Origin of the sequence: Lysinibacillus sp. Ag94, assembly GCF_023242215.1 — a bacterium.
Classification (GTDB): Bacteria; Bacillota; Bacilli; order Bacillales_A; family Planococcaceae; genus Lysinibacillus.
Genome location: NZ_CP096780.1, coordinates 3,903,783 through 3,927,002 on the forward strand (window position 1 = coordinate 3,903,783; position 23,220 = coordinate 3,927,002).

At 35.8% G+C, this 23,220-nt stretch carries 15 protein-coding genes and 1 other RNA gene; 5 read left to right on the forward strand and 11 right to left on the reverse strand.

Translation table 11 applies throughout. The annotated features are described in order from the left end of the window. Positions 1 to 47 precede the first annotated feature (47 nt). The 5 genes from pglX to MY533_RS18355 are packed head-to-tail and all read right to left on the reverse strand — an operon-like array spanning position 48 to position 8,582. Positions 48 to 3,545 (reverse strand): BREX-1 system adenine-specific DNA-methyltransferase PglX, encoded by a 3,498-nt coding sequence (gene pglX / locus MY533_RS18335; RefSeq protein WP_248717076.1) that lies wholly within the window; start codon positions 3,543 to 3,545, stop codon positions 48 to 50. An 11-nt stretch (positions 3,546 to 3,556) separates the two neighbouring features. Then, entirely contained in the window at positions 3,557 to 7,141 is a 3,585-nt protein-coding gene (gene brxC, locus MY533_RS18340) for a BREX system P-loop protein BrxC (RefSeq protein ID WP_248717077.1), read from the reverse strand. A gap of 14 nt (positions 7,142 to 7,155) precedes the next feature. Then, positions 7,156 to 7,716 (reverse strand): DUF1788 domain-containing protein, encoded by a 561-nt coding sequence (locus MY533_RS18345; protein WP_248717078.1) that lies wholly within the window; start codon positions 7,714 to 7,716, stop codon positions 7,156 to 7,158. Between the two features lie 7 nt (positions 7,717 to 7,723). Next, on the reverse strand, positions 7,724 to 8,320 hold the full coding sequence (locus MY533_RS18350) for a DUF1819 family protein (RefSeq protein WP_248717079.1): 597 nt from the start codon (positions 8,318 to 8,320) through the stop codon (positions 7,724 to 7,726). 28 nt (positions 8,321 to 8,348) lie between these two features. Next, a complete protein-coding gene (locus MY533_RS18355; protein WP_248719241.1) occupies positions 8,349 to 8,582 on the reverse strand; it encodes a TIGR04540 family protein in 234 nt (77 codons plus the stop codon). A 291-nt stretch (positions 8,583 to 8,873) separates the two neighbouring features. Between MY533_RS18355 and MY533_RS18360 the strand changes: the two genes are divergently transcribed. The 3 genes from MY533_RS18360 (at position 8,874) to MY533_RS18370 (ending at position 11,316) form a co-directional block, all read left to right on the forward strand. After that, on the forward strand, positions 8,874 to 9,989 hold the full coding sequence (locus MY533_RS18360) for a competence protein CoiA family protein (RefSeq protein WP_248717080.1): 1,116 nt from the start codon (positions 8,874 to 8,876) through the stop codon (positions 9,987 to 9,989). A gap of 411 nt (positions 9,990 to 10,400) precedes the next feature. Beyond that, entirely contained in the window at positions 10,401 to 10,796 is a 396-nt protein-coding gene (locus MY533_RS18365) for a hypothetical protein (RefSeq protein WP_248717081.1), read from the forward strand. Between the two features lie 43 nt (positions 10,797 to 10,839). After that, complete coding sequence (locus tag MY533_RS18370) at positions 10,840 to 11,316, forward strand: DUF3987 domain-containing protein (protein ID WP_248717082.1); 477 nt, start codon at positions 10,840 to 10,842, stop codon at positions 11,314 to 11,316. Between the two features lie 174 nt (positions 11,317 to 11,490). On the opposite strand, the gene MY533_RS18375 is transcribed toward MY533_RS18370, so the two are convergent. From MY533_RS18375 to secG, 6 genes are all read right to left on the reverse strand, one after another. After that, entirely contained in the window at positions 11,491 to 12,279 is a 789-nt protein-coding gene (locus MY533_RS18375) for a hypothetical protein (RefSeq protein ID WP_248717083.1), read from the reverse strand. Positions 12,280 to 13,634: 1,355 nt separating this feature from the next. After that, positions 13,635 to 13,990: a transfer-messenger RNA gene (ssrA, locus tag MY533_RS18380) on the reverse strand. A 279-nt stretch (positions 13,991 to 14,269) separates the two neighbouring features. After that, positions 14,270 to 14,737, reverse strand: a complete 468-nt coding sequence (gene smpB / locus MY533_RS18385; protein WP_248717084.1) for an SsrA-binding protein SmpB — start codon at positions 14,735 to 14,737, stop codon at positions 14,270 to 14,272. Between the two features lie 99 nt (positions 14,738 to 14,836). After that, the gene (gene rnr / locus MY533_RS18390) at positions 14,837 to 17,371 is read right to left on the reverse strand and encodes a ribonuclease R (RefSeq protein ID WP_248717085.1); all 2,535 of its coding nucleotides are present in this window, start codon (positions 17,369 to 17,371) and stop codon (positions 14,837 to 14,839) included. Positions 17,372 to 17,408: 37 nt separating this feature from the next. Next, a complete protein-coding gene (locus MY533_RS18395; RefSeq protein WP_132361954.1) occupies positions 17,409 to 18,155 on the reverse strand; it encodes an alpha/beta hydrolase in 747 nt (248 codons plus the stop codon). An 807-nt stretch (positions 18,156 to 18,962) separates the two neighbouring features. Then, positions 18,963 to 19,190 carry a preprotein translocase subunit SecG gene (gene secG / locus MY533_RS18400; protein WP_132361958.1) on the reverse strand — a complete coding sequence of 76 codons (228 nt, stop codon included), beginning with the start codon at positions 19,188 to 19,190 and terminating at the stop codon, positions 18,963 to 18,965. 565 nt (positions 19,191 to 19,755) lie between these two features. On the opposite strand from secG, the gene MY533_RS18405 reads away from it, so the two are divergent. Next, positions 19,756 to 21,000, forward strand: coding sequence for a transglutaminase domain-containing protein (locus tag MY533_RS18405; protein ID WP_248717086.1), 1,245 nt, complete (start codon positions 19,756 to 19,758; stop codon positions 20,998 to 21,000). A 243-nt stretch (positions 21,001 to 21,243) separates the two neighbouring features. Next, on the forward strand, positions 21,244 to 22,884 hold the full coding sequence (locus MY533_RS18410) for an alkaline phosphatase (protein ID WP_248717087.1): 1,641 nt from the start codon (positions 21,244 to 21,246) through the stop codon (positions 22,882 to 22,884). Positions 22,885 to 23,220: the final 336 nt, after the last annotated feature.

A 23,220-nucleotide genomic window follows, 5' to 3' on the forward strand; every position in this document is an offset into this window, starting at 1 on the left:
ATGAAAACGAGAGGCAAAATATAAAAATTTTCGCCCCTCAGTTCTGATTATATTTTTGCAACTAATCCTTTAAATAAGTCATAGTTATGTTTTACACCGTCATCTAAGTCAATTGTAATTTTCTGGTCTGCCATATGGTGTAGTAATTCATCGTAAGCTTTTAGCTCATCAATTTTCTTATCCAGCGATTTTAGCTCTTTTTTCGCATCGTTAATTTCTTTTGTTGTGTAGTCGCCTTCGATAATCGACAATAAATCTTTCTTCTCCGCATCCATACGAATTTGCACTTCATGTAAATAATCTGTACGAATACGAGAAAGCGTAGTTTCATCATAACGATGCATGTAAATTAGACAGTTAAACGCTTTTTCTTTACCAGAAGTAAATAACCAGTATATAGGTCGTTTCTTATACGTTTGGACATGATCTTTGAAGAAATCATTTAAGAAATAACGGCGAATTGCTTCTCTTGCTGTTTCAGACTTTTTACGTCCAATCGCATCCGCAATAAAATTCAGGTTTTCTTCCAGTGTTTCTACACTAAACGTTACGCGTACGAAATCTACGAACTTCATTACAATATCATCTTCGAAATAAGCACCTGATAAGATTGGAACAATATTGTCTTCGTCCACTGAGAAAGTTTTATAATGAGAAGCGTCAAATTCACCCCCAGCATAGATTAAACCTTCTTCATCAAGTGAATAACGACCAAACGAACAACCAATAGCGTAAGAAATTAATGATTTAACATCGCGTTCTAAATCAGCCTTGCGAATAGTAATGTCTTTATCATCAACCTCTGAAGTCAATTCATTTTGTAAACCGTAGATCTCAATAAAATGACGGTTTAACTCTACTTCATTTTTCTTTAACTCTTTAAAATAATGCTCACACATTTTCATCCAATTATCATAAGCTAACTTTAATCTATTTCCACTTATCAAAGGATGTTTTTTGAAATCCCATGAAGTTTCAAACGCATCCCAATCTTTTTTAGAAATTTCAATAGAACTTTTAGATATTTGCTGAACTTTCTCTTTATAGATTTGTGAGTTTATTATTGGTATTCTTTCAATATCGCCAACTTGATAATTCATTGTAGGATTCAGTACTTTTACAACTTCAAATGCTACATTAGAACAAAGCATCCCAAGAATATAATAAACTTCATTACTTTGCGGAAATAACGTTTGTCCCGCTGAATCAAAAATAAATCCTTTTGGGGCAAATCTAACACCTAATTTAGATGAACTAATTTTTGTCCAGGATATTCCTTCTTTAAAATAAAAATCTTGATTTCTAATATAAGCTTTATCATACCCTTTTATTTCCATACCATCATTTTCCCAATTTATAACTTTATCAAAATTACCATACCATTTCCTAAACTTTCCGCCACTATTCAAAGGGTACCATTTATAGTTGCTTGATTTTGCTTTTTCTCTACTTGAAAAATTAAAACCAATATTTAAAAAATTAACTTCGAACCATTCTCTTAAAAATCTATCATTATCTGCTGTATCTAACCCTTTTCTTGGCTTGGCAACTTCTCTTAAGAGATTCTCATTTCCAAAATTCGATGAAAAATCATTAGTTACCCAGTATGCAATTGGGCTCCCAGGAATATTATTAAAATCATGTTGATTAAAAATATAGACATATTGTGCCGAAGAATTTTGTACTGCCTTTATAGCTTTTAATTTTTTCTCATCCCCAGTTTTTGTATCAATTAATCGTAAATAACATCCACTAATTTTATTTAAAAAAGTATTTCTTAGAACAAAAGCAGTCGATTGTACAACTTCTCCACCAATTTCTTCAAATGTTCTTGATCCTAAGTGTAACAAAGTATCTATAAATTTATTCCCAATTATTTTTTTTCTTAACTTTTCATAACTTGTTAAAAACATCCACGAGTGTTGATTTATAGCTGAATAAAATCCATTTTCTTTTAAATAATGGTCAACTTCCATAAAGGATGCAAATAAATCAGATTTTGAATCAGGATAATTTGCTTTTAAATAAGAGGATAACTCTTTATTCATATTTCCTCCCCCCATGTAGGGTGGGTTCATAATTACAACATCAAATTTTTGACTCATTATTTTTGTTTGTAGAATAAGTTTGGGAAGTAAATTTATTGTTTGTTCTCGTTTATCTTCAAAGAATAAATCCCTTGCGGGGTTCCCTATAATTTCTTCAAATCGAATACTTAAATCAATAACATTAGCTTCTTTTAGTTTAATAAGAGATCCAAAAGTTTTAGCATTTATAAATTGATTAAAGAAATTTTTTGTAGACTCAAACTTTCCTCCTTTATCCACACCAGCTACATATGCTATCGCTTCATCTGACCATCCATTCGTTTCCTGAATAGAAGCTAAATTCATAATTAAACGGTCTCTCTCAATACTTCTAAGGAATCTACGATTATATTGAAGTGCTTTCATCACAATCGAAAAGCTCGCTAATTGGTACGCTCGATCATCAATGTCCAAACCATATAGATTTTTCTCAATAATAAGACGTGGAATTTCTCTTTCCATATATCCACATTTACTATAGATTTCAAAAAGAACATCAAACATGTAAACTAAAATATGTCCACTTCCCATAGCTGGGTCGAAACATTTAATGTCTTCTACATTCAATTCTTTATTTACATATGGAGCAATTTTTTCTTGAAAATCTTCTTGCTGATGTTTTAAGAAAAACTCCCAGTTCGTAATTAAATCTTCATGCTCTGGATGTGCCTCTGTCCAATAACGTCCAAGTGAATTTTGAACCATATATCGTACAATCCAGTCAGGTGTAAAGAGTTGTGTAGCATAAGGGATTTCTTCCGCTTTATATTTTGATTTCGCTTTAAATACACGGTCTTTTTCATCTGCAATATAATATTGATAAAGCCAACCAATAACTTCAATCTGTTCCCAGTTGTCCTCTGGAATCAATTCAGTGTCTGTTAACTGACGTACAAACGAATCCGTCCCAAGTAGTCCTTCTGGGAATAAGATCTCCTTATAATCTTCAATCGTTTCAAACATAAATGGCATATAGCGGTTCAAATCATTACAATGAACTTTAATTAAATACTTAAACAGTTCATCCGTTTTATTCGCCATTTTCAACTCATATACGTACTCTTTGTCCAATTCTAAATCAAGGGATAGTGCTTCTTTCATCATATCTGGCTCTGCACTATCAGCATTGTATGACGACAATACACGTACTTTTGTAGGTAAGTAATCGTTTACTTCCATAAAGCGTAATGCAATAAAGCGGTTAAACCATGTGTATGCTGTTTCTTCCATTACATGATTAAATCCAATTTCCTCGATACGCTTAATCAACTTATTCCTTTGTCGTCTTTCAATATCCGAAAGCTGTTTGCCGTCAATGAAGACGGCATCCGAACTTTCTACTGTTGCTTTTTGAATGGAGTCAGCAGTAATCCCGATTTTTCTTGCTTGAAGCACTACACGTTCTAAAAGTTCTTTACGTGCTTCTGTTGCGAACTTTTTTAGTGCGCTTTTATTCACTCAACTCACTCCTAATCCATAAACTCAATTTGCTTATTTGCTTTAATAATTTGTTTTAGCTTATTTGATAACGTATTGATGTATTGATCTACTTCCTCTTCAGAAGATAGTATCTTTATATTTACTAATCGTTTAACATCTACCACTAGTTTTTCAACTTCATTTACAACTTGTGGCTCTGCTGGTCCTTCTGCTGCACCAATCGTCGCTTGCTCTTCCTCTTTTCTGCGTTTCCAATCCGTAATTTCTCTCTGAATATCTTTTAGCGTTTTTTCCTTAAAGCTATGACTTTGAGAAATCGTTGCATCCACTTTGAAGATGTCTTCAAAGTGAACAAGTCTTGCATTTAAGTCTTTATAATACATTTCGATACGTTGTTTTGTTTCATTCGTAACGCCGTACTGTTTTGCATACAGTGCACATTCATCATAATCGGCTTTTAGCTTCTCTTTAGCATTGTCCATTTTCTCTACTAAAACAGCTCTCATTTCGCTATTTAAAACGTGCAGATAATTCGAAATGTCTTTAATTTTTTTGTATGGAATTGGGTCTTGTACAATGTCACGAAGCATATTCATTGCTTCTTCTACTTCATTGCTTACTAAATACGCTTTGTTCTCCTCGTATGTTGCAAGTCCGTTTACACCTTGCTCAAATAAGTCTTTTTGATTTGTACTAAAGAAGCTTTTTACAAGGCTAACATTGTCTTTCCAATCCGCTAAATCGTCTTCCATGTTTTTTAATTTCGTTAGGAACGAAACATTATCCAGTTGTTGCGTGAACTGTCCAAAAAACTCTAAGCCTTTATCTAATAAGCTAAGCCCAGGATATTTTTTACCCGTGGCATAGTTTGCTTTATATTGATTAATTTCTTCTACCTGTTGGGAAATAGAATTACGAATAGCTTGAATTAAGCCGTCTTCATCGTCCGCTAAATCCATCGGTGGGAAAATTTCGCGACAGATGCTTTTAGCTCTCCGTAATAAAGCTTCGTCTACTTTTACTCTTTTCGTAATGATGCCTTTATCTGCTTCGCTCGTTTTACCAAACACCGTCACTAACTTATTCGTATCTTGTCCTGGCTCTAAATATTCGGAGTTATAACGAATGCGAATACGCTGTTCTTTTAATAGCTGTGCAAGGAAGCTTGCAATATCAAGCTGTTTCCACCCATAGGGCTTTTCCATGAAACGATCATATACAAGCTTTACACGAACTTGTTTTTGTAATTCCTCTTGGAAATTGATAAATTCCATCACTTCACTTTTCGCAAGTGCATTCGGGCTAACATTCATTTGTTCATCAAATGACACTTGCTGTTCATCTATAGATAAAACTGAAATAATTTCACGTTCTTGCTCAACAAATTCTTTTACATAGCCTAATTTTGTATAAACGTTTTCTATTAAATGTTGGAAAGCCGAATTGATTTTTTCCTTCACCGATGATCCTTTCACATCCAGCTTATCCCCATTTACATAAAACGTAGCATCCTTAATGGCATCTTCTAAAAGCTCACGTACTCTTCTGCGTCTGTCACGTGCCTCTACTTGCTTATTGTTCAAGATATTTTGAATATTTTCAGGGTACTGCGTGATAGGATTTTTTTTCTTGCGATATTCTTCAATACGTAGTGCTTCTTCCATTTCATCCACATAAGCATCATTACCACCAAGTTTAACAAATATTTCACTGCTACCTGATGAAAGCATCATCAGCTCTTGCTCTGATTTGTGATAATGATCTGAAAGAGGCGATAACACTTGGATACCTATAGAAGCTGATTGACTTCCATGTTTCTTTTCATCCATCATTTGGTTGAAGGCAAAAGCGTATTGTTTCGAATAAGAATAACGCTTATCTTCATATAAATCGTTGAATACATAGTTAGAGAATTCACGCTTTACTATTTCTTCTTCAATGCTTACTTGTTTAATTTCACGGTTAATATCTTGCTCATCGTCCGTTAAGAAAATGTAGTTATCACCATTTTTACCGATTAGTGTTTGAGCTGTTAGCTTGATTAAGCTTGCTTTGATTTTATCTTTTAGCTCAAGCTTATCTTCATCAATATGTGTCACCATTAGTGTAGCGATATTATCAATATTTGAAGGTAATTCTTTAATATATTTAATCATGAATAACACTTTTAATAGGTCTGTGTTAAATAAATCATCGCTTAAAGCTGGATTTAATTTTGAGCCCTCGATTACGCGTGTAATTGATGGATTTAAAAACTCTTTAATCGTGTCATAAAACGCATAGAAAGGAATTAAAGCGCCTTCTTCGGCATCTTTATATTGTAAACCTGCTTCTTTAAATGCCGAAAGCATCGAACGTTCACCTTCTGATAAATGTTTACCAGATGAACCATGCTTACGAACTTGCTCAAAGACGTTTTGTAGTAATTTAAATTGATACGGTACAAATGGGTATACTTCTGCAAACTCCACATCGTCAGCATAGCCACGTAAATCTGCTGTACTTTCTTTAAAGCTAATTAAATTTTTCAGTACCGCGCTCTTATTTGGGAAATCCGCTCGTAAACGATCATGAATATGTGGATGTTTTTCTAAAATACGCTTTTTAATAACTTCGTCGACAGAAATCGACGATAATGATAAACGCGTATCAAAACGGCCTTGAATACGTGAGAAATCATCGCCTTTTACTTTAATAATAGAATCAATGCTCTCCTGTGAAGTAACCATAACCCATACTTTACCTTGCGCATAAGTTCCTAAATCTTCCGTTAATGTTTGCAAGTTAAGCATAAGATTTCGGTTATCTCCAATATACTGCCCAATCTCATCAACAAGGAACACTAAATGGAAATTAGAACCTTTGCTGTCGACATATTCCTTTACGTCTTTTGCAAACTTTTCAATGCTAATTTCAAAATTATTAACACCGTTGTCAAACCAGTTACTCGCTGATTCTTCCGTCATGTTATTTGCTTTCACTAATGCACCGATAACATAATCACGGTCGAAATAGAAGCTGTTTCGACGTTGTTCCCAAGCCTCGCCTGCAAGCGATTCAAATTCATTTTTAAACGCATCGTAAACACCTTGTTGGTCTAAGTATTTCTCCATTTCTGCAACACCAGGAATGTCACCATAGTATCCACGATGCTCATAAAACACCTTCATAAAAACGCGCAAAATAGCATCTTCTTTTAATTTATTATCTAAAGAGCTTTTTGAATCAATATTAAATAATATTACTTCTGTTTCAACATCTGCCGTACGTTTCATATTGGCATAAACAAGTGCATCTTTAATTTTATCTTCAAAGAAATCAACAGGCTTTTTTCCCTGTACTACACTATTTTCTAAAAGGTACGCAAGTATTTTAAGGAAGTGGGATTTACCCGAACCGAAGAAACCTGAAATCCAAACACCCATTTTGTCTGTGTTGTTATGGATACCTTTTAAGTAGTTTTCATAGAACTTTGAAAAATGCGTATGTAGCTCTTTCGTTACGACATACTCGTCTAACTCTTGGTAAATATCCGCTTCATTCGTTTGTGCTACTTTAATAACTCCACGAATATCGCGCTCAATATCTTTTACAAACATTTGCTTTAACTGCATGTGTATCCCTCCAATTAATCAACTAAACGAAAAGCACGATAGTAATTATCGTCTTTGAACTTATTAAATAACTGCAATGATTGACCGTCATATTGACCTGGGAAAAACATAATAACGGGTGTTTTATCTAACACTTCTTGCAAATTATTTAAAATGTTGTGCGAGCGAACAAATGGGTATACTTTCCCAACGCCCGTAATGAACACAACATTGTGGTCAGCAATTTTGATCTTATCTAAAAACATCTCAGGTTTCGCAAAGGTTGTCATTGCCTTAAATAGCGCATCTTTACCTTGTCTTGTTTCCATTTCTGGAATTCGATCGAAGATTTTTTTCTCTTTCGCAATGTCAATGAGCATTTTATATAAATCGAATTCAATTACTCTACGATCGTATAATCCTCCTTTGAACTCTTTATGCAGGCTGGCAACATGGTCACGCACTTCCAGCTCGTCCTTAGGATCATAGTCGAAAATATAAAAGCTAATTTCGTTCCCTAAGCCTCGTCCTTCAATAAACTTATCTTCTTTTATACGCTCACTAATTAGTCGTAATCGATCTTTTAAAGTAGCCATTCTTTCCTCACTCACCCATCGCTCTTAAATAGTTTTTATCGCCCATTTGTTGTATATGGTCACTAATTCGATCATCAATCAATAAGCGACTTAATTCGCCCGACTTTAAATCTTTTAAAATTCCTACTTGTAGCAATATTTTTTTGAACACTTGCTTCAATTTTGCTACTGTACTCTCTGACCAAGAACTCATGAATTCACTTTGCTCCATCTTTTCTTCAAAAAAGGCATTTATATCAACTTTGTCTAAGTAATAGTTGTTGTTAATTAACTTTTCTTGAATTACTTCTTGCATGAATTCGAAAAATAGACGGTCAAACTTCATAATGGCGTATAAGTTAATAACCTTACCTACTTCATAAGATTCTTCGATTAGTAGTTGGCGTAAAGAATCATCTAACAAATCAACACGTTTTAAAATGTATGGTAAAGCCCTTTTCACGCTTGATAACTTGTCATATTGAAAAATATTCTCCTCCAACACTTTGTAACGAATCTCCTGATCCGAATAACCTTGCCCTTTTAATTTTGCTAATTGCTTCACCTCGTAAAGCATAAATCCAGCACCTGTTAGGACAGAAGAATACTCTGATTCTATTGTCATCCATATCGCTCCTTCTATCAAGACTAATTTACTCGTTTGTTCCCACAATTTTCTTTATTAATAACAATCGTCTCTTTCCGCATTGTTGTTGAATAATTTTAGTGAAAGTACCATCTTTCATAAACTTATCTTCGTTATTTAAATACATACTTTTTACACTTGAAATAAGCTCTTCTTCAGTTACTATATCAAGCCAATAAGCATCGACTAAATCGTTTATAGCCTTCGCTAGATCACGCTGCGTTCTATAAAAAAGCTTCACTGCCAACTAAAACACCTCAATTACATTATTAGTACAGTATTTATATCTTATTCTTACTTTATTCTTACTTTTACAATAGTACAAGAGGATAATTTAGTATTATTAAAAGAAGATATCTTAATGATCCAATACTCTTAAAAAAATACCAGAATATTTATTGACTCATAGTAAAAAACAAGAGCATTATTGATCTTCTTGTTTCACCTGAATTCCCCTATTTTTTATATATTTGAAACTAATTCATCTCATATTCGTATAACCTTTAAACACCATTTTAGTAGGAGGTCCATTATGAGAGAAGCTTGGCATATTAACGAAGATAGACTTTACATAATCCCGCAAAATTTACCCGCAGCTGAAATCGATAATCATAAGCAAATTGCCAAAAAGGGGACGTTTATTTGTCCATACTGCAAAGCGCAATTATATGTAAAAAGCGGAGAAATTTTAGGGAATTTCTTTTCACATTTGCACGGGGAGAGTTGTGAAGCGTCTAAACAAAGCGAAGCACGTTATAGCAAGTATGAAAAGCAAAAGAAGAATGACACACCACGGCAACCACACATAGTAGCTCTAATAAACGACGAATTAAATGTATTAGCAAGAGTTTATCCACACGTTACAGTCAATCCCGGATATCTAAACCAGGACTTTTCAAAACACATCCCAGACATCACTTTAAAAATTAATGATTATAAGTACGCAATTACAGTTGTCACTAACATTACCGCATCTACAGATCAAGCTATTGCAAAATCCATTCAAAATCAAAAAAATTATTATGCATCATTAGGTTATGAACCGCTATTTTTCATTGAGCGCAACCATTTGGGCATTGATATTGATGGACAATCACTCGTTTTATGGAGTACAGAGCTACAAGCGTTGACAAATCAAAAAGCCGATATTCATTGGAAAGATTTTTTAAAACAATTAGGGGAATTAGAGGAGCTACAGGCGGTACTAAAGTTACCTAAAACAGACTTAAACGTGAAAAGTATAATGTATATTACCCCGGCTAATGAAGCCATTTCTATTGAAGCTTTCCATGTTTTAGAACACCCAAACACTTCACCACCTAGAGCACACTTCTTCGCAATGCCTTATAAACTAACCTTTTCTCAAGCATTTAAAATAAACAATGAAAATCTTAGCCTAGCGGACCTAGACATCGAAATTAATAATCAATCAAAATACGCTGAACATTTTTTACAGGCAAAGGAAGCTTTTGAACGCCAACTTGAAGAAAAGGCTCTTTTAGCTAAGTTAACGGCGGAAGAAAACAGAAAACAAGCTATCGAAAACCAGCAAACATATTTAGAAAGATATAGTCAAAGTAACTATGTAAAATCAGATAAGGATAAAAAGCGTGAACTAGTAATGAAAGCTTTCCTATCTAATAATTAAATGCAAAATTTACTTTTCCTCAATTAAAACCAAATCATAAATCAAGGAGCGAAAAGGGTTGTCCTAACGGGTGACCCTTTTTGCTTTTTTCATTGCTAATTTCAAAACTGTTTTATAACCTTCCAAAAAGTTCTTTAGACCTATAAGAATTTAAAAATTCTAAAGATATACTGATTTGCAGATTTGAAACAATTCACTTGCACATTTACATTTAAAAATTTTTTCAAAAAAATTGTCAAAGGTATTCGAATATTGAAATGCCCTGGTAGAATACTTCAAATTTTAGTAGGATAAGCCTTTTAGTCCTTCTAGGATTCAACAGCACCCTATCCGAAAGGGTTGCTATCAATGCATTTTTTAATGTCTAGGTATCTAGGCATTAAGATTAGTAATAACGGAGGAAAATGCGATATGCAAAACAAACAGGAATGTAATGAATTCGAACAAGAAAAAGATCAAGAAGTAGAAGACGCTTTTTCAGAACTAAAATTACCTAAAGCTAAATTAAAACAAAATTTCGAAATTGAAGTCTCACCTAATGTTATAAGCGACGTATTTCAATTAAGTAATAATCTCTTTGAAGAGTTGTATGAAAGCATTAATAGTCTTGATGAGTATGGATTTGAGTGGCAACCACCAATAACATTTGAAGAATCAGCTCTAAAGCAATTTGACGTTAATATTTTTCCTAACACTTTAAAAAGTATGGTTTTAGCAGTAAGTCGCTTTACACAGACTCCAGTAGATCTTGCTGTGATTTGTTTAATTGGTGTACTATCATCTGTTTTAAAAAAAGTTTCACGTTGAACCAATCGAAGGCTGGAAAGAACCTTTAAACACATACACAGCCGTGTTATTACAAGCATCAAATCATAAATCGGCTGTCTTTGGATTAATGATGAGACCTTTATTCGATTATGAATCGAACCTTATTAAATCGCATCAAGTAGTGCAAATAAAGAATGAAAAACAACTATCTTTACTAAATAAGCGTATAGATAAACTTGAAAATGAATATGCAAAATCAGGTAATAATGAGCTGTTAGATGAGTTGGGAAATTTGTGGGCCTTAGGAGAAAAATTAAAACCAAAGCCAGCTCCAACCCCCATTTTAGATAACTCAACTGAAGAAGTAATCGTCTCCAGGATTCCCCAAAACTCTGAACGTATTGCGATAGCTTCTTTAGAAGGAGATTTATTTGAACGGTTAAAATCGTCTATTAAATTAGAAGCAAGTAAACTAGATGTGTATTTAAAGGTTTATTCTGGTGACTCCTTTGCCTCATTTAACCCGCTTTATTGCTATTCATATTCTATTGTATCCTAAACGTTTAGACTTGCTCTGTATGCTAAGCCATGCTGTGCCTTCTGCCATATTCACATCTGCTCACTCAATAAGGGAATGCAAATTTATTAATTAATAAAGATATAAGTGAAATGGAAATACCCACAAAACTTGATTATTGGTATTTAGATTTGGCTATTCAACGAATCAATGCTTTTATTGGGGAGGATTAAACCAGTTTGCAATATTGATTCTATAAGGTTCGACTAAATTCCAAAAAAACTCGATATTTGATCCAAATAACATCAATAAAGTAACAAATGCAAATATTAATAAATCATTTGTTTTATATGTTTTAATAATACTTCTTTTAGCAATACTTGATTGAAAGAGATGGATAAAAAGTAAGAACGTAACTAGCATTCGACCAACTAAATTTAAAGTTAGCAGATTAGATATACCAAAATAATAATTTATAAATTTTATGTTATTTATAAGGGAATCTAATACACTTTGAAAAGATTCATAATGGAATTCTGGAATTTGATCAATGATATTTAATATTGATTTAGGAGTGAACAACAAAATAAAAATTACAATTAGAAATATTACATTTTTTAATGCCCATTGAATTTTAGCTGTAACACTTTCGAAGGACACTTTAGTATCTCTATAAATATTGATTGTAAGTAATAGTATACAAAATGAAGGAATTAGCATATAAGTCATTGGATAAAATGCCAACATAGTAGCAAGGACGACTAAAGCTATAAGAAATATCGCAGGAATAACTAAATCATTGTTTGAATTATTGTAGTCTGGATTAACAATAATGCGTCTTGAAGCATTTATATGTGTAGAGTTATCAATATTAATATTATTTCCATTTTCATTATGTTGATGAATTTTTACGTTTGGATCTGGTTTGATGAATTTTGTAATGATTTGAATGCTTGATAAAAGTCCAGAGACTATTGCAATAATAGTGCCAAATAAATTAAGCAAATAACACACATCCTTTTTTATAACTAAAGTAATATTTTATCAATGAATGTAGGTAATTACAATTTACAAGGGATATTTAAAAGGAAATGGTAAGCATGCTGCCACATCATTCAAAGATAGTAGCAAGTTACTTTCCTACAATACAGCTTTAAAAGAAGATTCCTATGTTGGTATTTCAGCAGATGAATTTATTATGGTTGATGTTGATGATATAGATGAAGCTGAAATATTACTCAACATAGTAGAAGATAAAGACATTAAATGTTCCGTATTACAAACGAACAACGGCATGCATTTTTATTTTAAAGGCTTCGATTTAACAGCAAATAAAATCAAGTGGTATTCCAACATTGGAATATGTTGCGATTACAAGTTAGGTATAAAAATACTGCAGATCCACTAAAGATAAATGGCCAAGTTCGTAATGGCTCCATAAAAGAACATGATCCTATGCAGCCTGGTTATATCCATACAATAAGAAAAATCCCCTATCTTGACTAAGTTCCCATGGTGACGGACTTAACGATAAACTATTCACTTATATTTTAAAAATGCGGTCGCAGCCCAAGAAAGATATTAAAGAAGCTATCGCTATTCTCAATAACTATATATAAGAGGAACCAGTTGAAAAGAATGAGCTAATTAGCATATTACGTGATGATGCATTTATGAAAGAACCGTTTCTCATTAAGGGTGTATTCCATCATGATAAATTTGGTGATTTCTTAATAAATGAACATAACATTTGTAAAATAGCGAATGTGTTGCATATCTACCATGACGGTGTGTATTCGGATCGTGAGGAAGACATTGAACGAATGATGGTTAAACATATTTCTTCTTTGACCAGGGCCAGACGGCAAGAAACATAGGCGTATATTTAGCTCAATGCCAAAGAAAAACAGTTTGCTTCAACGCAGTACATTGTCATGAAAAATGATGTATTTAATTTAGAAACATTATTAGTAATGATTGCAAAAGAAATTTTAACCCCAAGAAAGAAATAAGTAAAATGATTTTGAGTTTAAAGCTTTATCTCCTCATATCTCTTCATATATCTCCCAACTTTACATATTAGAAAATCTGAATCTTTATTAATTTTTTTATGTTATCATAGTTCATTTTTTTGATATTTAAAATCCATATTTATCTCTTCATCAACTATCTTAAAATATAGATCAAATAGTTTTAGCTTTTTAATAATTTTAAAGTCATCTATTTGCTTATAAAAATAAATTTTACAAACTATTCAGAAAGCATGAATGAAAACAGGTGAAATTGAATGAAATTAAAAAAGTGTCAAAACCCTGTATTATCAAGGGTTTTGACACTCTGTGAAATCATTTGATTCCATAAAATGGAGACGGCGGGAGTCGAACCCGCGTCCAGAAACTCCAATACTTCAGCTTCTACGCGTGTAGTTTGCCTATTTACGATTCACGTAGCATTATGCCGACAAACAGGCGTCCTGTACGCTAACCTGGAAATCTCTTGTCGGTGACTCAGGTGGCACCATCGACCGTATCCCACTAAAGTTGGGCCCCACGTTCTCTACATGGGCGATAGAGAGGCAGAGCGCTTAAGAGCTTACGCTGCGAAAGCTAAGTTTTGTTGTTTGCCAGTTATTATATAACTTCCGTTGATGACGGAGCCGAGACCTCCGACGCGCGACCAAAGCTTGAACCATCCCTGTCGAATCCGTAACGTCCCCTTGAATATGAATCGAAGCAAGTAGCCTCGTTCAAGCAAAGGAGCTAGAATTTCTTCTAGTACGGTGGGAGCTAAAAGTACGCTTCCATGTAATCTGGCATTCAGTAATACTTATTATAAAGCAAATCTAGCTATAGTTCAAGTGTCCCGCAATGATAGAAAAAATTGGCTAGCTCACAATGATTTTCTTATTTCATCATCTTACATTTTTAATCTCTTCCGACTCACTCCACCTAAATAAAAGCTCACCATCCAAAATAGTGAGCTTTCTAACAACCTATTAATCTTGATTTTTTGCTTTGAAGGCACGTTCCATATCGCGTTTTGCTTCTTTTTTGCGCATGTCGTTACGTTTGTCGTAATCCTTTTTCCCTTTGCCGACGCCGATTAAAAGCTTGGCATAGCCGTCTTTAATGTACATTTTTAACGGAACGATTGTATAGCCGTCACGTTTTACGGCACCGACTAGCTCGCCGATTTGCTTTTTGTGAAGCAGTAATTTGCGGGCGCGCAGTGGGTCATGGTTAAAACGGTTGCCTTGTTCGAATGAGCTGACATGCATGTTGTTGATCCATGCTTCACCGCTGCGGATTTGTACGTAAGATTCTTTTAGTTGAACCCTTCCTGCACGGATGGATTTAATTTCTGTACCTGTAAGCACCATGCCCGCTTCAATTGTGTCTTCAATGAAGTAGTCGTGCCCGGCTTTTTTGTTTTGTGCTAATATTTTCCCAGTACCTTTTGCCATAATATTCACCTCTACTTAAAGGGTTTATTGATAAAGTGAAAGCACCCCGCTTCAAATTGCTTTAAAGCGCTAATTGGTGCCTTCACCTCTACTTTTACTTTATTTACGTTTTGATTTTTTCTTTTTGTTTTTCTTGGCAACGCCCTCGTAGAACTTTTGCTTTTGCTTCACGCCTTTTTTAGGGCCTGGGCTTGAGCTATCTTTGCGGCGTCCTCGTGGATCACGGTCGTTTTCACGTCGCTCTCCTTGTCCGCCTCGTCCTTCTTCATTGCGTCCACTGCGACTGCCACGTCCGCCTCTTTCTTCTTCGCGACCACTACGGCTGCCACGTCCGCCTCTTTCTTCTCCGTTGCGACCACCGCGACTGCTACGTCCGCCTCGCTCTTCTTCATTGCGACCACCTCTGCGGCCATTTCGACCATCTTTGTTGTCGCTATAATTTTTGCGAGCGTGAATAACAGTAGGTGCTGCTTTTCGTGTTCGTCCATAAGAAGTTACCATTCCGACGATTTCAAAGTCAATCGATGACTCCTCAATAATAACATTTGCTACACGAACTGTAACTTCATCGCCAATACGGAATTGACGATTTGTACGTTCACCGATCATAATCATTTGACGGTCGTCAAAGCGATAGTAGTCATCTGTCATATTGCTAATATGGACAAGTCCTTCGATCGTGTTTGGTAGCTCCACGAAAATCCCGAAGTTTGTAATCGATGAAACGATACCTTCAAACTCTTCGCCAATTTTATCGGACATATATTGTGCTTTTTTCAGTGCGTCTGTATCACGTTCTGCATCAACAGCACGGCGTTCACGTTCTGACGTATGATCCGCAATTTCATCCATCGCCATACTCCACTGTGCCACTGTTTCTTTCGATGTATCTTTATTAATTAAATACGTTCGAATTAAACGATGGACGATTAAGTCCGGATAACGTCGAATCGGTGACGTAAAGTGTGTATAGAAATCAGTTGATAAACCAAAGTGGCCTAAGCTTTCAGGATAATATTTTGCCTGTTGCATTGAGCGTAAAAGCATCGTTGAAATAACAGGCTCCTCTGGCATGCCTTCGATCGCTTTTAATACATCTTGTAAAGCTTTCGGATGGACTGTGTTTCCTGTACCTTTGATTAAAATACCGAAGTTCGTAACAAATTCAAAGAAGCGTTGTAGCTTTTCTGGCTTTGGATCTTCGTGAATACGGTAAAGGAACGGTACATTCATCCAATGGAAATGCTCGGCTACTGTTTCATTGGCCGCTAGCATGAAATCTTCAATTAATTTCTCTGCGACTGTACGTTCACGTAATTCGATATCTACTGGCCAACCATCTTCGTCCACAATCACTTTAGATTCTTTAAAGTCAAAGTCAATAGCACCGCGCATTTGACGTTTCGTACGTAAAATGTTAGACAGCTCCGCCATATGTTTAAACATTGGCACTAGTGGCTCATAGCGGGCAATTAGCTCTGCATCCTGCTCCTCTAAAATTTTGTAAACGTCTCTATATGTCATACGCTCAGTCGTTTTAATGACACTTTGGAAAATTTCATGTGAAATCACATTACCATTTGCATCAATAATCATTTCACAAGACAGTACTAGACGATCAACCTGTGGATTTAATGAACAAATCCCATTCGATAATCGATGCGGAATCATTGGAATAACGCGGTCTGTTAAATAAACACTCGTCGCACGATCGTATGCTTCAACATCTATTACAGAGCCTTGTGTTACATAATAACTAACATCTGCAATATGTACGCCAAGTTTATAAGTACCGTCTACATTTTTCGTTACGGTTACAGCATCATCCAAGTCCTTCGCGTCAGCTCCATCGATTGTCACAATCGTTTCGTGGCGTAAATCACGGCGGCCCTCTAAATCTGCCTCTGTAATTTCATCTGGCACACGTTGCGCAGCAGCAACCACTTCTTCAGGGAATTCTGGTGGAATGTCGTGCTTATATAAAATAGAGAGAATATCCACACCTGGGTCATTTTTGTGCCCTAAAATTTTTGTAATATAGCCTGTTGCCGATTTTAAATCCTCTGGCCAAGTAGCTACCTCAACGACAACCTTGTGTCCGTCAACAGCTCCTAATGTATCGCCCTTAGCAATGAAAATGTCCATCGGTAGTTTTTTGTCATCTAAAACAACAAAGCCAAAGCCTCGATTTGCTTGGAACGTCCCAACAAAGCTCGTTTGTCCACGCTCTACTACCTTTGTCACCGTACCTTCACGACGATCACCGAATGATTCCTTTAAAACACGTATTAAAACGATATCGCCGTTAATCGCACCATTTATTTCATGCGGTGGAATGAAAACATCATCCATCCCCTCAATATCAGGTGTCACAAAGCCAAAGCCTTTCGCGTGTCCGATAAATTTACCTCGAAGTAAATTCATACGCTCTGGCAAGCCATAACGATTGGAGCGAGAACGTACAACTAAGCCTTGCCCCTCCATACGCACTAACGTTTTCACTAATTCTTTAAATTCGTCAGCATCTTCAAAGCCAAATACGTCCTCGATTTCGCCAACGGTTAATGGTTTATATTCTTCTTCACCGAAAAAATCGAGTAAACGACTTTGTAGTGAATTGTTCTGGTCTTTCATAATTTCCCTCCTTCATGAGAAAATCCTAATTATATTATTATTGTGCCCAATTTAAGCTTTCTAAAAAGCGATAAATATCTTCATGTAACTGATCTTTTTCTTGATCTAACGTAATAACATGTTTTGAGTTTTCATACCACTTAATCTGTTTTTCAAGTGACTCAGTTTGATTATATATAATGTTGGCAGATTCTGTCTCAATTACCTCATCATTTGTCGCCTGTACGACAAAAATTGGTGCATATATCATGTCAATTTCTTGACGTGTCCGGGCAATAAACTCGCGCAATTCTTGTAAAGATGGCATGCCCTTTTCAGCAATTAACGCAACCTCAGCTTCGATTTGCTCCTCATCTTTACCTTGGAACTTTTTATAGTCCCTCGCATATTTCAGTACACCTTGAAACATAACATCTGTTGTACGCATCGTCATTGGAGCACACATTGTCACTATACCTTTCACCGGGTTATTAAGCGCAATATTTAATGCCATCACACCACCCAATGACAAGCCAGCAACAGCAATCTCCTCATAGCCCGCATCCTGCAGCTGTTTGTACGCGGCTACGACATCCTGCCACCAATCAGCAGGACCTGTTGTAATAAGTTCCTCCGGTTCCACACCGTGACCTTTATAATGAGGTGCTAATGTAGTATACCCTTTTTTCTCTAAAAATCTCCCAAGCATTCGCACATCCGCCGAGCTTCCCGTAAACCCATGCAATAACAAAACTGCTCTAGGTCCTGCCTGAAAGAAAAAAGGCTGTGATAACGATTTTTTCATTGCGCGCCCTCCTTCATCCAAATACATATACTATAACCATTATAGCCATACTGAAGCTTCCTAAAAAGTTTTGGCGATTGTTACATCTTTTATGAGGTTTTATCGGTTAATTTGATGGTCTTTTTCAGCATTTTGATGTTTCTGGCAATTCTATTTGGCATTTCTATTCGGCATTTCGAGGAATCTATCCGGCATTTTGGTTCTTCTATCCGTCGCTTCGGAGTGTCTATCCATCACTTTGACTCTTCTATCCGTCACTTTGACTCTTTTATCCGTCGCTTCGGGGATTCTCCGTCAATTTGACTCTTCGAAGTCAAGTCCTTAATATTGTGTAAAATTCTATACAATGTTCTTCAACTCTGACTTTAGTTTTGTCAAATTGTCCAGCTTATGTTGGAATTCGCCGCTAAAAGTGTGAGTTGCGCCGCTAACCAAAGGAAGAACGCCGCTAAAACACGAAATTCCGCCGCTAACCAAGCGAGGATCGCCGCTAAAACACGAAATCCCGCCGCTTCAGCTCTTTCATCGCTGATAAAAGAGTTTCGAGGATTCTATCCGTCACTTCAAGGATTCTACCCTTTAGCTTTTCCATCCATCATTTTGCGATTCGCAGTATTTACACCCTTACGCGGGTATTCACTGCGCTTCCATGAGTATTTCATTGCCTCACGCGAGCATTCTTCGCTTCCTGCCCCATACACGGGTATTCACAATGCTGAACTAACTATGTATTGATGACATCCAAATAATTAGTACGATAAAAGAAAACGCCCAACCAGTAAAGGTTAGGCGATATATCTTCAACTATTAGATTTTTGTAATAGCGAGTGCTAAAATAAAGAATAATATTGCTAACACAATTGTAACACGGTGAAGGATTAAATCCATACCACGTGCTTTTTGCTTTCCAAATAGTTGTTCAGCTCCACCCGAGATGGCACCTGACAAGCCTGCACTTTTACTAGATTGAAGTAATACTACAACGATCAACGCTACTGAAACGATAATTAATGAAACTAATACTACTGTATGCATTCACTGCACCTCCCGAACTTCGAACATCACAACGTAATATATTATAACAAAAAAAGGTTCTCTTGACAAACTGAGATTAATAAATATCCTCATTTTCCCTCTTTCGGTTAGTTTTTCTAAAAATCAACATACCATCTTGCTATCATATTATCCTATAATAGTTAAAAGCATAGTCATCACAAAAATTCCAAAAAACGTCATTCATATAAGTTAATTGACGTGGAGGTCAGACGACTTTTGAGGATTAGCGACACAGAAGAGATCCTGCAAAATAGAGGAACGAAGGATAAGCGCATCACGTACTCTGATCATGCCTTCGGACCAACATCCCGCAGCTTTCGCACAAACAAAACACCATGTTGTCACTTCGCTTTTGCACAGAAAAAACATTTGTTGCTGTCGCTTTGCTTTCGCACAACGCACAAAAACATCTGTTGCTACCGCTTCGCTTTTGCACATAAACATCTGTTGCTCTTAGTAGCATATCGAACCGCCCCCTGGAAGGTGCTGAGATCAACCTGACGTTTTAGTGATGAGTTAAAAATATAATTATAATGGAGGAATTATGAAAAAGAGTTTATTGCTGATTTTTTTACTTATTATTTTAAGCATGCTTAGCGCTTGTTCAGCTGCTATCAAGGCTGTTGAAGTATTAGCACCAGAGGAACCTGCATCCGAAGAAGAGGCTTCTATGGACTTTAAGGAGCCTACTAGTAAGGCTCAATCAGTGGAGTTTTCTGCGGAAGACCTTTTTTCAACGACATTATTTAAGGAAGATCTTGCTTTGTTGCAATTTTCCAAAAAGGTTGAGAAGCATATATCCACGTTTGACCCAAATTTCACAGTAATGTATAGGGGAAAACTAGATTGGGATACATTTGAAGAACAACTGAATGATCTTTATAACATACTTAATTTTGTTAATCCTTATACAACAGGATATATCAAAGATTACAACTGGGAAGCATGGGAAGTAGATAGTGGTTATGAGATAAAATTTGATTTTACATATTTTACAGATGCCAAAAAGGAAAAGAAAGTCGATGATTATGTAGAGAAATTTGCAACGAAGTATATTACGAATGACATGGATGATTTTCATCGTGCTAAAGCTGTTAATGACTTTGTAGTACAATTAGCCACTTATTCTGGTGAAGATGCGTCAGAAGGTCAATCTGTTTATGAATTAATTAGTCAAGAAACTGGTGTTTGCCAAGCTTATACACTTTTAGCCTACCGTTTATTTTTGGCGGCTGGTCTTGATGCTAAATATGTTTATGGCTTTAGTGATAATCAGCTTCATGCATGGAATTTAGTAAGTGTTAATGGTGATTGGTATCATGTTGATACGACTTGGAATGATGTTAATCCTGATGAACCTTATGCTATTTCCTACGAATATTTTTTAGTGAATGACGAAAAACTAAGTGAAGATCATATTTGGGCACGTGACAACTATTTTGCTGCTACAAGCAACGCATATGATTTTATGCATGATATGTGGTACGCGGATACTGTTGGCAACGTTATTTATTATAATAGCATGGCCGATAACATGGTATACGCCTATGATTTAGCAACGAAACAAAAAAGACAGGTTACGGAAACAGCGTGTTATTTCCTTGCGGCAGTTGACGATTCGATTTATTGTAGTGATTATGATAATGCCGGCTTTTTAACAAAGATATTTATTAAAGATGGCTCAGAAGAAGTGTTGTTAGAGGAAGAGGTTCAAAATTTGTTCATTAATGATAAAGGGGTTTTATTATACGAAACCATTGATGGTGAAAAACATTCACAAAATTTATAGCTTATGCTAGATTCTATTTTCATATCCAGCCTTTAGTTTTCGTAAGACTGGGCGACTCCTCGGGATCAGGTTACAGATGAGCCTGGAGGAAAGCGCTCAGTCGGAACGGAAACACCCCCCACGTTAGTTATAAATACCACATATAACAATATCCACACAATATCATAACAATTAATTCATTGTAGCTTTACAACCTTCCTTTACACTTACTTGTGAAATGACCTTATCTTAAGGAGGAAAATCATGAAACATTCAAAAAAATGGAGTTCATTGTTTCTAGCAAGCGCAATTGCTTTCTCGTCGATTAGTATCGCTCAGCCGCAAGTAGAAGCTGCTCAAGTAAAGAAGCCAACAAATGTGATTATGCTCGTGATGGATGGGAGTAGTAATAATGCCGTTACACTTTCTCGTTGGTATAAAGGTCAAAGTTTAGCGATGGATGAAATTTTATCAGGGGGCGTGCGTACATACTCTGCCGAATCAGCTATTACTGATTCAGCTCCTGCCGCTACTGCGTTAGCAACTGGCCATAAATCAAATGATAAATATGTAGGTGTATTACCGTCCGTTATTAATTCACCAGGGCTTAAGCAAATTGCTAAAGAGGATGCTTTTAGACCTGTAGCTAATGTTTTAGAAGGGGCTAAACAACAGGGCAAGGCAACTGGATTGATTGCTACTTCGGAAATACAGCATGCCACACCAGCGGGCTTTTCTGCACATGTTAAAAATAGAAGCCAATATGATGACATTGCTGAGCAGCAGGTGTATCAAAACATTGATGTCGTATTAGGTGGTGGCTTTGAGTCTTTGGCACCCGGTACAACTAAAAATGCTCGAAAAGATGGCGAGAATTTAGTGGATGTCCTTAAAGAAAAAAATTATGACATCGTGAAAACACGAGATGAGCTTCTAAATAGTAACTCGTCAAAAATTTGGGGAAGCTTTGCTCCAGGTGCCCTTGCCTACGATTTTGATCGTGCCAAAACGAAAGCGTCTGAGCCAAGTCTTGCTGAGATGACTAGTAAAGCTATTGATACGCTCAAAAAGGATGAAGATGGCTTCTTCTTATTTGTGGAGGGCAGTAAAGTGGACTGGGCGGCTCATGCCAATGATACAATTGGCATGATTAGCGATATTTTATCGTTTGATGATGCAGTTAAGGAAGCGGTTGATTTTGCAAAAAAAGATGGCAATACTATGGTTATTGCTGTGACAGACCACGGCAATAGTGGGATTACAATGGGTAATGCTAACACGACAAGTACTTATTCCAACACACCTGTTTCTGCCTATATCGACCCTCTAAAGAAAGCTAAAATGACCGTTGAAGGTGCACTAAGCCAATTAAAGGAAGATAAATCAAATATTGTAGAAGTCGCTGCACTTTATGGATTGGATGATTTATCTCCGGACGAGCTTGCAACCTTACAGCTAGCTAAAGACCCCGGCGAAGAAATGGTAAAAATGCTTGCCGACCGTGCTAATATTGGCTTTACAACCGGTGGGCATACTGGTGATGATGTATTTTTATACTCATTCGGGCCATCTATAATTACAGGCCTTGTAGAAAACACAGATTTGGCCCATGCGATGGCAAAGTTTATGGACTTCGATTTAAATAAGCTTACAGATGATTTATATATACCAGCAACAAAAGTATTTACGGAAAAAGGCTACACATCTAAAATTGACTTAACTGATAAAGAAAACCCTAAATTGATTGCACAAAAAAATAATGTAACTGTTACTATCCCAGTTAATAAGAACATTGTAATATACGAACAAGACAAGACAGCCAAAACACATACCTTTGATACAATCAATGTCTACAACGGTACTGAGTTTTATGTTTCTAAACAAGTTTTAAATGTAATTAAATAACGGCTTTTACGGAAAGTCTGTAGTGAGCTAAAAATAAGGGTGCTATCATAAGTTGAGATGTCTAACTTGATGGTGGCACTTTTCTTTTTTGCTCAAATTTGTTTTTGCAACAGTCCTCAAAAGATTACCACTTTTATCATCTGCTTAACATTTTTACAGCTTCCATTTTGGTTATCCCCTCTCACTATAAATTATACCAATATTTTCCGTCCGATTTACTTTGATTTTACTTTCATTTATTATGCTTAATGTAGCAAAAAATTGAATTGCTTCGATGCCCTAAAACGAAATTTAAGGATTTTTTAAGTACCATTGAAGCGGAAAAACAGCGATAAT

What these genes read in the sequence shown, in the direction of transcription:
- brxC (WP_248717077.1), bottom strand. Translation starts at nt 7,141, where the DNA reads ATGCAGTTAAAGCAAATGTTTGTAAAAGATATTGAGCGCGATATTCGT.
- MY533_RS18345 (WP_248717078.1), bottom strand. Translation starts at nt 7,716, where the DNA reads ATGGCTACTTTAAAAGATCGATTACGACTAATTAGTGAGCGTATAAAA.
- MY533_RS18350 (WP_248717079.1), bottom strand. Translation starts at nt 8,320, where the DNA reads ATGACAATAGAATCAGAGTATTCTTCTGTCCTAACAGGTGCTGGATTT.
- MY533_RS18360 (WP_248717080.1), top strand. Translation starts at nt 8,874, where the DNA reads ATGAGAGAAGCTTGGCATATTAACGAAGATAGACTTTACATAATCCCG.
- MY533_RS18365 (WP_248717081.1), top strand. Translation starts at nt 10,401, where the DNA reads ATGCAAAACAAACAGGAATGTAATGAATTCGAACAAGAAAAAGATCAA.
- smpB (WP_248717084.1), bottom strand. Translation starts at nt 14,737, where the DNA reads ATGGCAAAAGGTACTGGGAAAATATTAGCACAAAACAAAAAAGCCGGG.
- rnr (WP_248717085.1), bottom strand. Translation starts at nt 17,371, where the DNA reads ATGAAAGACCAGAACAATTCACTACAAAGTCGTTTACTCGATTTTTTC.
- MY533_RS18395 (WP_132361954.1), bottom strand. Translation starts at nt 18,155, where the DNA reads ATGAAAAAATCGTTATCACAGCCTTTTTTCTTTCAGGCAGGACCTAGA.
- secG (WP_132361958.1), bottom strand. Translation starts at nt 19,190, where the DNA reads ATGCATACAGTAGTATTAGTTTCATTAATTATCGTTTCAGTAGCGTTG.
- MY533_RS18405 (WP_248717086.1), top strand. Translation starts at nt 19,756, where the DNA reads ATGAAAAAGAGTTTATTGCTGATTTTTTTACTTATTATTTTAAGCATG.
- MY533_RS18410 (WP_248717087.1), top strand. Translation starts at nt 21,244, where the DNA reads ATGAAACATTCAAAAAAATGGAGTTCATTGTTTCTAGCAAGCGCAATT.